This is a genomic window from Streptomyces sp. NPDC002754, from assembly GCF_053592315.1.
This window is the reverse complement of sequence record NZ_JBSFVM010000006.1, coordinates 143035-156502: the sequence shown is the minus strand read 5'-3', so window position 1 is coordinate 156502 and position 13468 is coordinate 143035. Positions and strand designations below refer to the sequence as shown.

General features: G+C 72.4%; 10 protein-coding genes. 5 read left to right on the top strand and 5 right to left on the bottom strand.

What is annotated here, in order from left to right:
- Nucleotides 1–301: 301 nt before the first annotated feature.
- The 3 genes from rsgA to ACWD2L_RS16260 all read left to right on the top strand — a co-directional run bounded on the left by rsgA (nucleotide 302) and on the right by ACWD2L_RS16260 (nucleotide 3443).
- Nucleotides 302–1414, top strand: a complete 1113-nt coding sequence (rsgA, locus tag ACWD2L_RS16270) for a ribosome small subunit-dependent GTPase A (RefSeq protein WP_351345816.1) — start codon at nucleotides 302–304, stop codon at nucleotides 1412–1414.
- Between the two features lie 134 nt (nucleotides 1415–1548).
- Nucleotides 1549–2931 (top strand): Ada metal-binding domain-containing protein, encoded by a 1383-nt coding sequence (locus tag ACWD2L_RS16265; protein WP_451189903.1) that lies wholly within the window; start codon nucleotides 1549–1551, stop codon nucleotides 2929–2931.
- Nucleotides 2928–3443, top strand: a complete 516-nt coding sequence (locus tag ACWD2L_RS16260) for a methylated-DNA--[protein]-cysteine S-methyltransferase (protein WP_351344155.1) — start codon at nucleotides 2928–2930, stop codon at nucleotides 3441–3443. Before ACWD2L_RS16265 ends, ACWD2L_RS16260 begins: the two co-directional genes overlap by 4 nt.
- A 36-nt stretch (nucleotides 3444–3479) precedes the next feature.
- Here the strand turns inward: ACWD2L_RS16260 and ACWD2L_RS16255 are convergent, their stop codons facing one another.
- The 4 genes from ACWD2L_RS16255 to ACWD2L_RS16240 all read right to left on the bottom strand — a co-directional run bounded on the left by ACWD2L_RS16255 (nucleotide 3480) and on the right by ACWD2L_RS16240 (nucleotide 6496).
- Nucleotides 3480–4148 carry a 4'-phosphopantetheinyl transferase family protein gene (locus ACWD2L_RS16255; RefSeq protein WP_351344158.1) on the bottom strand — a complete coding sequence of 223 codons (669 nt, stop codon included), beginning with the start codon at nucleotides 4146–4148 and terminating at the stop codon, nucleotides 3480–3482.
- 35 nt (nucleotides 4149–4183) lie between these two features.
- On the bottom strand, nucleotides 4184–4834 hold the full coding sequence (locus tag ACWD2L_RS16250) for a DedA family protein (RefSeq protein ID WP_351344161.1): 651 nt from the start codon (nucleotides 4832–4834) through the stop codon (nucleotides 4184–4186).
- 91 nt (nucleotides 4835–4925) lie between these two features.
- On the bottom strand, nucleotides 4926–5408 hold the full coding sequence (locus ACWD2L_RS16245) for a DUF456 domain-containing protein (RefSeq protein ID WP_351344164.1): 483 nt from the start codon (nucleotides 5406–5408) through the stop codon (nucleotides 4926–4928).
- Between the two features lie 107 nt (nucleotides 5409–5515).
- Complete coding sequence (locus tag ACWD2L_RS16240; RefSeq protein WP_351344167.1) at nucleotides 5516–6496, bottom strand: helix-turn-helix transcriptional regulator; 981 nt, start codon at nucleotides 6494–6496, stop codon at nucleotides 5516–5518.
- A gap of 347 nt (nucleotides 6497–6843) precedes the next feature.
- On the opposite strand from ACWD2L_RS16240, the gene ACWD2L_RS16235 reads away from it, so the two are divergent.
- Nucleotides 6844–8355, top strand: a complete 1512-nt coding sequence (locus ACWD2L_RS16235) for a protein phosphatase 2C domain-containing protein (RefSeq protein ID WP_351344169.1) — start codon at nucleotides 6844–6846, stop codon at nucleotides 8353–8355.
- 80 nt (nucleotides 8356–8435) lie between these two features.
- Nucleotides 8436–10181, top strand: a complete 1746-nt coding sequence (locus ACWD2L_RS16230) for a pyruvate dehydrogenase (protein ID WP_351344172.1) — start codon at nucleotides 8436–8438, stop codon at nucleotides 10179–10181.
- 16 nt (nucleotides 10182–10197) lie between these two features.
- On the opposite strand, the gene ACWD2L_RS16225 is transcribed toward ACWD2L_RS16230, so the two are convergent.
- A complete protein-coding gene (locus ACWD2L_RS16225; protein ID WP_351344175.1) occupies nucleotides 10198–13260 on the bottom strand; it encodes an alpha-mannosidase in 3063 nt (1020 codons plus the stop codon).
- Nucleotides 13261–13468: the final 208 nt, after the last annotated feature.

The window sequence follows — 13468 nt, the reverse complement described above, 5'->3', positions numbered from 1 at the left end:
TGGTGCGTGCTCGATGTGTGTGCCGTCCACCGACACCGGGGCCGACCACGTGAAAAACCGGTGGCGGGTGCATGGGGGCTGTGGTTATCGTCGTCCGTGTCGGGGTGGCCGCTGCCACCGTGGAGTCCGCGCCGAGTGTGCGCCGAGTGCGTGATCGAGGAGGTGTCGACCGATGGCTGTCGTTGAGATGGGCGCTGCCCGCATCCGGAAGTTCATCAAGTCCACCTCTGTGGCCACCGGCTGACCGCACTCTTCTTTTCTGTATTTCCTGTGCCGGGGCCACCCTTTGAAGGGTCACCCCTTGTCTTCTCCGTCTTCTCCATCTCCTCGCTCCACCACCTCCGCTCTCGACGCGTACGGCTGGGACGCCGGCTGGGCGGACACGTTCGCGTCCTTCGCCGACCGCGGCCTCGTGCCCGGCCGGGTGCTGCGCGTCGACCGCGGGCGGTGCGACCTCGTCACACCGGAAGGGGTCGTGCACGCCGACACCGAGTACGTCGTGCCCCGCGACCCCATGAAGGTCATCTGCACCGGCGACTGGGCCGCCGTCGACCCGGCCGGGGCCGACCCCCGCTACGTACAGGCGTATCTGCCGCGCCGGACCGCCTTCGTGCGCTCCACCTCCTCCAAGCGGTCCGAGGGGCAGATCCTCGCCGCGAACGTGGACCACGCGATCATCGCGGTCTCCCTCGCGGCCGAGCTCGACCTCGGGCGGATCGAACGGTTCCTCGCCCTGGCCTGGGAATCGGGTGCGCAACCCCTGGTCGTCCTCACCAAGGCCGATCTCCTGCCGGACCCGGTCGGCCTGTCGTATCTCGTGTCCGACGTCGAGACGACCGCGCCCGGCGTGCAGGTGCTGCCCGTCAGCGCGCTCGACGGGGACGGTACGGAGGTGCTGCGGGCGGTCGTCGCCGACGGCACGTCCGTGCTGCTCGGCCAGTCCGGCGCCGGGAAGTCGACGCTGGCCAACGCGCTGATGGGGGCGGACGTGATGGACGTGAAGGCCGTCCGCGACATGGACGGCAAGGGCCGCCACACCACGACCACCCGCAACCTGTTCGCCCTGCCGGGCGGCGGCGTCCTCATCGATACGCCGGGGCTGCGCGGGGTCGGCCTGTACGACGCCGAGGGCGGCGTCGGACAGGTCTTCGCGGAGATCGCGGCGCTGGCGGAGGACTGCCGGTTCCACGACTGCGCGCACACGGTCGAGCCCGGCTGTGCGGTGCTGGCGGCGCTGGAGGACGGGTCGCTGCACGAGCGGCGCCTGGACAGCTACCGCAAGCTCCTGCGCGAGAACGAGCGGCTCGCGGCGCGGACGGATGCGAGGTTGCGGGCGGACGTGCGGAAGGTGTGGAAGCGGAGGGGGGCCGAGGGCCGCGCCGCGATGGAGGCGAAACGGGGGCGTGTCCGGTAGCTCGTTCGGCCTGCCCCGGGGTTGCGGTCCCGGGGCTCTGCCCCGGACCCCGCTGCTCAATCGCCGCAGGGGCTTAACGTGGCGTCCGAATCCCGCTAGCCCAGCGGTGAGCGCCACGGCACACTTATGGGGTGATGACCGATGAAGACACGCGCTACGAAGCCGTCCGCAGCCGCGACGCGCGGTTCGACGGGGAGTTCTTCTTCGCCGTGGAGACCACCGGGATCTACTGCCGGCCGAGCTGCCCCGCGGTCACCCCGAAGCGGCACAACGTCCGCTACTACGCCACGGCCGCCGCGGCCCAGGGCTCGGGCTTCCGGGCCTGCCGCCGCTGCCGCCCCGACGCGGTGCCGGGCTCGGCCGACTGGAACGTGCGCGCCGACGTCGTGGGCCGTGCGATGCGGCTCATCGGCGACGGCATCGTCGACCGTGAGGGCGTCGGCGGGCTCGCCACCAGGCTCGGCTACAGCGCACGCCAGGTGCAGCGCCAGCTCACCGCCGAGCTGGGCGCGGGCCCGGTCGCCCTCGCCCGCGCCCAGCGCGCCCACACCGCGCGCGTCCTGCTGCAGACGACCCCGCTGCCGGTCACGGAGATCGCGTTCGCGGCGGGGTTCGCGAGCGTGAGGCAGTTCAACGACACGATCCGCGAGGTGTACGCCCGCACCCCCACGCAGCTCCGCGCCGAGGCGCCGGACAAGCGCCGCGCCGTCGCTCCCGCCGCCGGCATCCCGCTGCGCCTCGCCCACCGCGGCGCCTATCAGTCCGGTCCCGTCTTCGACCTGCTGGCCTCCGAACTCCTCGACGGAGTCGAGGAGTTGGCCGGGCGGCCCGGCGCGCGCACCTTCCGGCGCGCACTTCGGCTCCCGTACGGCACCGGTGTCGTACGCGTCGACGAGACCACGCACGACCAGCCCGGCGCGCAGGCCGAGCACCGGGGCGGCTGGCTGGACGCGCGCCTCCAGCTGACCGATCTGCGCGATCTGACCACCGCCGTCGGCCGCCTGCGCCGCCTCTTCGACCTCGACGCCGATCCGTACGCGATCGACGAGCGGCTCGCCCTCGACCCGCGGCTCGCACCACTGGTCGCCGCCCGGTCGGGGCTGCGCTCGCCCGGCGCCGCCGACCCCGACGAACTGGCGTTGCGCCTGGTCGCGGGGCCCGCGGAGGCCGTGCGGCTCGTCGAGCGGTACGGCAAGCGGCTCGACGCGCCCAGTGGCAGCGTCGACCGGCTGTTCCCCGCGCCGGGGGAGCTGGCCGACGAGCCGGGCACGCTCGGCGCGCTCGCCCGCGCACTGGACTCCGGTGCGCTCCGTCTCGACCCGGGCGCCGACCGGGACGACGCCGAAGCGGCGCTGCGCGCGCTGCCCGGCATGCCCGCGCGCACCGCCGCCCTGATCCGCCTGCGGGCCCTGGGCGACCCGGACGTGGCCGTGCCCGACGACTCCATGACCGATGACGCGTGGCGCCCCTGGCGCTCGTACGCGCGCCAACACCTCATCGTAGAAGGACAGTTGTGAACACAGGACACCGCACGACCCGCGAGACCGGCACGACCTACTACACGACCCTGCCCAGCCCCCTCGGCGAGTTGCTGCTCACCGCCGACTCGTCCGGCGCTCTCACCTCCCTCTCCGTACCCGAACAGAAGGGTGGCCGGGTCGTTGGTGAGGGATGGGTGCACGAACCCGCCCGGTTCGCCGCGGTTGAGCGGCAGCTCGCCGCGTACTTCGCCGGTGAACTCAAGGAATTCGAGCTGGAGTTGAAGCCTGAGGGCACCGAGTTCCGGCGGCGGGTCTGGGACGCGCTCGACGACGTGCCGTACGGGGCCACCACCACGTACGGCGAAGTGGCCGCCCGCATCGGTGCCTCGCGCGCCGCCGTCCGGGCCGTCGGCGGCGCGATCGGCGCCAACCCGCTGCTGATCGTGCGCCCATGCCACCGGGTGATCGGCGCGAACGGCGCACTGACCGGGTACGCGGGCGGCTTGGAACGCAAGGTCGAGCTGCTGACGCTGGAGGGTTCCCTCTGAGCTCTGAGCCATGAGCCATGAGCGACAGGGACAGGCCTACGCCTCCGGGCCGAGCGCCACCGCCGCCGTGTACCCCTCGGGCATCGGCACGTCGCGCAGTGACCAGCCGTCCGGTGCGCCGGGGGAGTCGGCCCTCGTGCCCACGTAGTCGCGGTCGGTACCGCGCGACAAGCCCGTGCCGAGCCCCTTCAGGTAGGCCTCCTTGCGGACCCAGGCGCGGGCCACGGCGAGCCGGCGCTCCCCGGGCCCCGCGAGCGTCGCCAGCTCCGCGCGTTCGCGTGGGTGCAGCACCGCCGTGAGCTCCTCGGCGACCTCGGCCGAAGGCAGCTCCTCCACGTCGGCGCCAACCGGCGCGGGCGCCAGCGTCACCAGGGCGAGGTCCCCGCTGTGGGAGAGGGAGAAGTGCAGGTCGGGGGCGTCGGAGAGGGCCGGGCGGCCGTGAGGGCCGCCGCAGCCGGGGCAGGGCAGACGCGTGAACCGTACGTCGCCGGGGGCGCGGCCGAGCCGGTCGCCCAGGATGCGGCGGAGCGCGAGATGCGCGGCGACGTAACGCACGCGGTGCCGGTCGAAGTGAAAGGCCGCGGCACGCCGCACCTCCTCGGTGTCGAGCACGTCGGGCACCGCCGTCACGTCCGCGCCGGACGCGTCCTCCGCCGTCTCCACCAGCCACAGTCGCACCGGCCCCGCAGCGGACAGTTCCCTCACGCCGACATCCCCCTCACCCGTCCCTGCGCGAAGCGCTACGCGTCGCGCTTCGTGCGGCTCCGCCACCGCACGATCACATACGCCCCGAGCGCGATCACCGCCGCCCCCAGCACCACCTTCGAGAGCACCCCGACGTACCCCTCCACGAGATCCCACTGATCGCCCAGCCAGTACCCGGCCAGGATCAGGACCGCGTTCCAGGCCAGCGAGCCGATCGCGGTGAGCGTGAGGAACGCCGGCAGGCGCATCCGCTCCACGCCCGCCGGGATCGAGATGAGGCTGCGGAAGACCGGCACCATTCTGCCGAGCAGCACCGCCTTCGTGCCGTGCCGCTGGAACCACGCCTCCGTGCGCTCCAGATCGGAGACCTTCACCAGCGGAATCCGGCCCCACAGCGCGTACATCCGCTCACGGCCGATGACCCGGCCGACCCAGTGGAGGACCGCCGCGCCGGCCACCGAGCCGAGCGTCGTCCACACGACGGCCGAGACGAGCGTGATCGAGCCCATGCTCGCGGCGAAGCCGGTGAGCGGCAGGATTACCTCGCTCGGCAGCGGCGGGAACAGGTTCTCCAGGGCGATCAGCAGTCCGGCGCCGGGGCCGCCGAGCGTGCCGATGAGGTCGGCCGCCCAGCCGGCCAGGCCGCCGGTGGGCTCCGCCGGAGCGGCCAGGTTCAGGGAGTGCATGCGAGGTCGGTCTCTCCAGCGTGGACGAACTCCCGAGGGTAACCGTTCGGCAAAATGAGTGACTCGGCCCCCAGATCTCGGCCCCCAGATCTCAGCCCCAGATCACGGAGCCCAGCCAGGCCCCGACGATCAGCAGGCACGCGAACAGCTCCACCAGCACGTTGGAGCCGCCCGCCCGCATGGCGACACGCGTCGACACGAGCGCGTCCCCGTGGCTCCCGAGCCGCAGCCGCTCCGATACGTAGATCCCGCCCATGTACCCCGGCACCGCCCCGACCACCGGCACCACGCAGAACCCGATCACCGCGCCCGCGCCCGCCCAGAACTCCAGGCGGCGGGTCGCGCCCGCCTGCCGGAGGCGGCGCGGTGGCAGCTGCCAGCGCAGTACAAGGGAGGCCAGCAGGACGACGGTGGCGCCGACGAGGACACCCCAGGTGAGCCCGTTCGGGTCCCGCAGCGCCCACACGGCGACCGCGGCCCACACGAGCCATGATCCGGGTACGCCCGGCACCAGCACCCCGCACAGGCCCAGCGCCATCACGGCACCGACCAGGAGGAGTTCCCACGCTCCCATGTGCACAGGGTCCCCCAAGTGCGGCGAAAGCGCAGGTCAACGGAGTCCTCATGGGGGCTCATCGAGCCAACTGGACATCAACCGGACCCACCGGCCCGCGAGAGGGTTCAGCGGGCCACCCAGCCCCGTTCGTACGCATGCCACCCGAGCTGCAGCCGCGTGGTCACGCCCGCCAGTTCCATCAGCCGTTTCACTCGACGCTGCACCGTCCTCAGCCCCAGGTCCAGCTGCTTGGCCACGCTCGCATCCGTCAGACCGGCGAGCAGCAGCGAGAGGATCTCCAGGTCGACGCCGTCGGGGCCCTCCGTGCCGACCTCCTCCACCGTGCCCGCCGCCCCGAGGCGCAGCGGCAGCGCCTGCCGCCACACGGCCTCGAAGAGTCCGTTCAGCGTTTCGAGCAGCCCGCTCGCGTGCACCACCAGGGCGGCGGGTTCGGCGGCGTGCCGGGTCAGCGGCACCATGGCGAGCGTCCGGTCGGCGATCACCAGCTTCGTCGGCACCCGGTCCACGACCCGTACCTGCTCGTTCCGGCCGATCGCCGCCGACAGCTCGGTCAGGCCTGCCGACATGGTGAGCACCTCGCGTTCGAGGACGACGCGGTAGCCGACGCCCCGGCTGACGGCCTGCTCCTCCGCGTCGTTGTCCGTGGCGGACACGGCGATCGGGGTGCCGGTGACGAGGGCGCACACCTCCTTGGTCGCGCCCAGTTGGATCTGCAGGAACCGCTGGGCCGCGGCCGCCGCCCCTGTCACCACCTCGACCAGGTCGTGCGCGGCAGGCTCGGTGGCCTGCGCCCGGAACTCCGCGGCGAGCCGGGCCGCCGCCAGCTCCGCCTCGTCCAGCTCGTGCCGCCGCTGCGTGAGCAGCGCGCCGAGCGCGACCCCGGGCGGCGCCGCCACCCAGCGCCCGGGGCGCGCCGAAGACTGGGCTGCGAGCCCGTGCTGCTCCAGGCGGCGCAGCGCGTGCTCGGTCTCGTGCTCGGCGCGGGTGAGCCGACGTGCCAGGTCGGGGACGTCGGCCGCGCCCACCGCGACGAGCGCCCGGTACGCCGCCTCGTGCCCCTCGTCCAGACCTATCGCGTGCAGCATGCGGCGATCCCCTCCCCAGTGAACCGTTCCAACACCTCCCCCGTGGCGGGAAACAGCCACGGCACATTCCCGCCGCTCCCATCTTCCCTGTACCGGCCGTCACTCTGCCAATGTGGCGCCACCGCAGCACCAACACCCGCTGGGAATGCGGCCTTTGGCCCATATTCATCCGCGCGCCTGCTGGGGAGTGCGGTGCGGCCGTACGACGTGCGTGAGTTCGTACGCTCACCCGATCCGGTCCGCCGGGCGGTCCTCCCGTGGGGGGTGGGGCCGTCCGGCGGGCCCATTTCGGTGGGCTTTTCCCGATGCCCCGTTTTCGTACGGCCCGTGCCGTGGACAATGAGGGCATGAGCCAGCAGGGGGAGAGGCCCACCGGTCACCCGGCCCAAGGGGACGACTGGTGGGGGAAGTTGTACGACGACGAGGCGGCCGGGGACACCGGGCCGGCCCCGGCCCCGGACACCCTGGACGACCGCTTCACCTCAGCCGAAGCGCTCGCGCCTCCGCGCCCGGCGACCGCCCCCGCGCCCGACGCCGTTGGCCCCGAGCCGGGCCCTCCGGAGCCCCCGCCCCTGCCGGGGCCTCGGGGCGTCGACGATCCGCCGGTCCCGCCGGAGGCCGGCCACGCCGTGTACCCGGAGACGGGGCGCGTCTGGGATGTCGCGGGCACACCACCGTCGCCCCCGGCGGAAGCTGCGCCACCCCCGCCGGACAAGCCACGAGCCGATCCCGACGCCCCTCCGGCGGAAGCGCCCCAGGCGGAACCGGTCGAGGACGCCACGCCCCCCGCGCCCCGGCGGCCACCGGGCCCTCCGCCCCCGCCGGACACGCCCCCGCCCCTGCCGGAGGCGGTTCGTGTCGGATATGTAGGGGACGGGCCGCCCACGTATGAGGCGGAGCCCACCGCCTTGCCGTTGGCTGATCCCGAGGAGCTCGAGGGACTGGTCCCGGACACCGTGCTCGACGGTGCGCGGTGCGGGGGTTCGACCCTGAGGGCCGTGTCCGTGCGGGGGGATTCCGCGCGGTACCGGGGGGAGCCGCGGCGCGACAGCCTGCTCACCGCGCGGTTCGGGAGCGGGACGGGCGCGCTGATCCTCGTCGCCATGGCCACCGGCGCCCGCGCCACACCCGGCGCGCACCGGGCCGCCGCCGAGGTCTGCGAGTGGATCGGGCGGGCGGTGGGGCTGAGCCACGCGCGGCTCGCGGAGGACGTCCGGGCGGGCCGGCGCGGCGACCTGAAGTCCGGGCTGCACCGGCTCACCGACCGCAGCCTCGGCAAACTGCGGGCCGGCGCCACGGAACAGGGCCTCGACCCGGAGGAGTACGCGGCCACGCTGCGCTGCCTGCTGCTGCCCGCCGACCCGGCATGCCGCACCCGCGTGTTCTTCGGCGCGGGCGGCGGCGGACTCTTCCGGCTCCGGGACGGGGAGTGGCGGGACATAGAGCCGAGCGTCCCGGAACAGGCCGGCGCACCCGTCGTCGGCTTCGGTTCCTCGCAGCCCGCCGAGACCCCGGACGGCGACCGGCTCACGATGGACCTCGACATCACGACGCCCCCGAGCCCCTACGAGCCCGCGACCCCACCGTCCCCGGGTTCCGGAGCGGGCCCGCACAGCGCGGACGCCACGCGCGACGCCTTCCGGTTCCGCGCCTCCGTAGCCCGACCGGGGGACACGCTGCTGCTGTGCTCACCGGGCCTCGCCGAACCGCTCCGCGGCGAGCCGGACCTCGCCCGCCACCTGGCGAACAGGTGGGCGGACGCCGATCCGCCGGGCCTCGCCACGTTCCTCGCGGACGCCCAGGTCCGGGTGAAGGGATACGCGGACGACAGGACGGCCGCCGCCGTTTGGGAGGCGTGAGCGCGCCCCGTATGAATTCATGGAACCCACAAGAGCTGAGAAGCAACGAGGAGACCGGGTTCCGAAAGGGCGCGTGAGTCATGGCCAAGCAGAACGTCGCCGAGCAGTTCGTCGACATCCTCGTCCGCGCGGGCGTCGAGCGCATGTACGGAGTCGTGGGCGACAGCCTCAACCCGGTCGTCGACGCGATCCGGCGCAACGACGCGATCGACTGGGTGCACGTACGGCACGAGGAGACCGCCGCCTTCGCGGCCGGCGCGGAAGCGCAGATCACCGGAAAGCTGACCGCGTGCGCCGGTTCCTGCGGGCCAGGGAACCTGCACCTCATCAACGGGCTCTACGACGCCCACCGCTCGATGGCCCCGGTCCTCGCCCTCGCCTCGCACATCCCGTCCAGCGAGATCGGCCTCGGATTCTTCCAGGAGACGCACCCCGACCGGCTGTTCTCCGAGTGCTCGCACTACAGCGAGATGATCTCCAGCCCGAAGCAGCTGCCGCGCGTCCTGCAGACCGCGATCCAGAACGCGGTCGGCCAGTCCGGCGTCAGCGTCGTGACGCTCCCCGGCGACGTCGCCGACGAAGCCGCGCCCGAGACGTCCATCGAGACCGCGATCGTCACCTCCCGGCCCAGCATCCGCCCCGGCGACGCCGAGATCGAGAAGCTCGTCGAGCTGATCGACGAGGCCGGCAAGGTCACGCTCTTCTGCGGCAGCGGCACCGCGGGCGCGCACGCCGAGGTCATGGAGTTCGCCGGGAAGATCAAGTCACCGGTCGGCCACGCGCTGCGCGGCAAGGAGTGGATTCAGTACGACAACCCTTATGACGTGGGGATGAGCGGGCTGCTCGGATACGGCGCCGCCTACGAGGCCACCCACGAGTGCGACCTCCTGATCCTGCTCGGCACCGACTTCCCGTACAACGCGTTCCTGCCACAGAAGGACGTCAAGATCGTCCAGGTCGACGTGCGGCCCGAGCACCTCGGCAGGCGCTCGAAGCTGGACCTCGCGGTCTGGGGCGATGTACGCGAGACGCTGCGCTGCCTCACGCCGCGCGTGAAGCCCAAGTCGAACCGCAAGTTCCTCGACCGGATGCTGAAGAAGCACGCCGACGCGCTCGAAGGCGTCGTGAAGGCGTACACGCGCAAGGTCGAGAAGCACACCCCGATCCACCCCGAGTACGTCGCCTCCGTCGTCGACGAACTCGCCGCCGAGGACGCCGTGTTCACGGTCGACACCGGCATGTGCAACGTCTGGGCGGCCCGCTACATCTCACCCAACGGGCGGCGCCGCGTCATCGGTTCGTTCTCCCACGGCTCGATGGCGAACGCGCTGCCGATGGCGATCGGCGCCCAGTTCACCGACCGGAACCGGCAGGTCGTCTCCATGTCGGGCGACGGCGGGTTCTCGATGCTGATGGGCGACTTCCTCACCCTCGTCCAGCACGACCTGCCGGTGAAGGTCGTCCTCTTCAACAACTCCTCTTTGGGCATGGTCGAGTTGGAGATGCTGGTCGCCGGTCTCCCCTCGTACGGGACGAACAACAAGAACCCGGACTTCGCCGCGATCGCCCGCGCCGCCGGTGCCTACGGCGTCCGCGTCGAGAAGCCGAAGCAGCTCGCGGGCGCGCTCAAGGACGCGTTCCGGCACAAGGGGCCCGCGCTCGTCGACGTCGTCACCGATCCCAACGCCCTGTCCATCCCGCCGAAGATCAGCGCCGAGATGGTCACGGGCTTCGCCCTGTCCGCCTCGAAGATCGTGCTCGACGGTGGAGTGGGCCGGATGGTGCAGATGGCCCGCTCCAACCTGCGCAACATGCCGCGTCCGTAGGGCATTTGAGTTCGGCTCACACCGGCCGCAGGCGCAGCGTCAGGATCTGGAACGGGCGCAGCGACAGGGCAAGACCGGCGTCCGAGGTGCCGGCCGCGCGCAGCGGCCGCTCCAGGAGGTCGGTCTCGTCCGCGCCCGCCACCGGGAACGCCGCCGTGAGCGTCGCGTCCGCGCGCCCGCCCCGCGACTCGTAGAGCCGCACCACGACATCCCCGCTGCGGTCCTCCGCGAGCTTCACGGACTCGACCGTCACCGCCGGGTGGTCGACCGTGACCAGCGGCGTCACGGCGGGGGCGGGCGCGACCCGCAGCGGCAGGTTCAGGGCGAGACCCTCCGCCACCGCGTCGCCGGTCGTCGCGCCCGGCAGCAGCGCGTACGTGAAGCGGTGCGTGCCCAGGTCCGTCTCCGGGTCGGGGGAGTGCGGGGCGCGCAGGAGCGTGAGGCGGACCGTGGTGCCGAGGCCCTCGTCGTGCGCGGCGCGGGTCACATCGTGGCCGTACGTGGAGTCGTTGGCGAGCGCGACCCCGTAGCCCTCCTCCGCGACGCGCAGCCAGCGGTGCGCGCAGATCTCGTAACGGGCCGCGTCCCAGCCGGTGTTGGCGTGCGTGGGCCGGTTGACGTGGCCGAACTGGATCTCGGCGGACGACCGCTCCGCGTGCACGTCCAGCGGGAACGCCGCCTTGAGCACCTTCTCCGACTCCTGCCAGTCGATGTCCGTGACCACGTCCAGGCGCCGGCTGTCCGCCGCGAGCCGGTACTCCTGCGTGATCCGGGACGCCCCGAAGGAGCGGGTGACGCGCACGGAGACCCGCAGCGGCCCCTCCTCGACCAGCTCCACCTTCTCGGCCTCTGTGAGGTCGGTGCGGGTGTGCCGGTAGTGGGCGTCCAGGTCCCAGGCGTCGTACTGGGTGGGGTGGTCGGGGTGCAGCTGGAGCAGGTTCCCGCGGCTGCCGGGCGCGAGCGTCTCGCGTCCGCCGCTGCCCAAGTCCCGTACAGAGGTGAGGAGTCCGTCGCTGTCGATCGTGACGGTGAGGTGCTCGTTGGCGAGGACGATCGAACCGGTCTCCCGCGTCGCCGCCGCGTGCGCGCCGGGTCCGTGCGTCCGCCCGGCGGCCTCGGCGAGGGGCCGTGAGCCGAGCCCGTCGACGTTCACATGGATCAACTCGCCGTTGTGGGCGACGATTTCGCTGCGCGGGTACGGGGAGGCGTTGAGCGCGGACTGTTCGGTGCCGCCGAGGTGGCGCACGGCGGCGGCGGTGATGCCGTCCAGTTCCGTGAGCACCTGGGCGTAGGTCTCCCGTGCCTCCCGGTGGACCCAGGCGATCGACGAGCCGGGCAGGATGTCGTGGAACTGGTGCAGCAGCACCGTCTTCCAGATCCGGTCCAGGTCGTCATAGGGGTACGCGTACGACGCGTCGTGCAGCGCGGCGGCCGTGCACCACAACTCGGCCTCTCGCAGGGCGTGTTCGGAGCGCCGGTTGCCCTGCTTCGTCTTCGCCTGCGTGGTGTACGTGGCGCGGTGCATCTCCAGGTACAGCTCGCCCGACCAGACCGGGGCGCGCTCGCCGTACTCCTCGTGCGCCGCCTCGAAGAACGCGGCGGGCCGCTCGATGTCGACGCGCGGCGAACCCTCCAGGTCGCGCAGCCGGCGCGCCTTCTCCAGCATTTCGCGGGTCGGGCCGCCCCCGCCGTCGCCCCAGCCGAACGGGACGAGGGAGCTGGACGCGCCGCCCTTATCCGCGAAGTTCCGCTCGGCGCGCGCCAGTTCACTCGCGTGGAACTGTGCGTTGTAGGTGTCCACGGGCGGGAAGTGGGTGAACACGCGCGTGCCGTCGATGCCCTCCCACCAGAACGTGTGGTGCGGCATCTTGTTCGTCTGGTTCCAGCTCAGCTTCTGTGTCAGGAACCACTTGGCGCCCGCGAGCTTCGCCAACTGCGGGAAGGCGGCCGTGTATCCGAAGGAGTCCGGCAGCCAGATCTCCTCCGTCTCCACACCCAGCTCGTCCTGGAAGAACCGCTTGCCGTGCACCAGTTGGCGCGCGAGGGCCTCGCCGCCGGGCATGTTCGCGTCCGACTCCACCCACATGGAGCCGACCGGGGACCAGTTCCCGTCGGTGACCGCCTTCTTGATGCGCTCCCAGATGTGCGGCTGGTGCTCCTTCACCCACGCGTACTGCTGTGCCTGCGAGCAGGCGAAGACCAGCTCCGGGTAGTCGCGGGCCAGCGCCGTGACGTTCGCGAAGGTGCGGGAGGCCTTGCGGACCGTCTCGCGCAGCGGCCACAGCCACGCCGAGTCGATGTGCGCGTGCCCGGCCGCCGAGACCCGGTGCGCGCTCGCGTGCGCGGGCCGGGACAGCACCTCGGCCAGCTCGGCGCGGGCCGCCGACGCCGTGCCGGAGACGTCGTGCAGATCGAGGGCGTCCAGCATCCGCTCCAGCGCGCGCAGGATGTCGTGGCGCCTGGCCCGGTCGGCTTCCAGCTCGTGCATCAGCTCCGAGAGCACCTCGATGTCCAGCACGAGGTGCCAGACCTCCTCGTCGAGTACGGCGACGTCAGCAGAGCGGAATCGGTAGTTGGGGCGATCCCCCGCGGTCAGTACGTCGCCGAGGTGGGTGGGTTCGAAGTCCCTCAGGACCGTCGGATTGGCCGCCGCCTCGAGGAGGAGTCGCACCGGCTCGCCGCCGGCCGCGGGCGCCGCGATCGTCAGATGCCGGTTGCGCGGGTGGATGCCCTTGAGGGGCACGCCCGACGCGTCGTACAGCAGTCCCTCCGCCTGGAAGCCGGGCCCCTGCCCGGAGAAACCGGGGTCGACGACCACCTCGACGTGCCGCCCCGCCCACTCCTCGGGGACCCGCCCCTCCAGACGGAACCAACTGGTCGACCACGGCTTTCCCCACGCGGTGCCGGTCTCGAAGGGCTCGTACGTGCCTTCGAGGGCCTCGGCCACCGGCACCGGTTCCCCGGGTGCGTGCCAGACGCTCATGGTCAGCGGCACCCGCGCCGCGTACTGCGCGGGCCGCACGAACTGGCGCATCGCCCGGTCGAGTCGGCCTTCCACGAGGTGTCGGTCGTCGTGCACGGCGGCTCCTTCAATGCATGTGCTGCGCTGTTCCCGGGCGGCGTCCCCACGCTTCCTTCCCCGGCGGGGCGGCGCACACCCCCGCAAATGGTGGACCAATCAACAAGCGTGTCGATCAGGCAGCGGGGCATTCATCCCCGTGTACGCGTTCGAACAGGGATCGGCGTGTGGGCGGGGGCCATGAAAAGGCAGTCACGAGGGGGCGCCT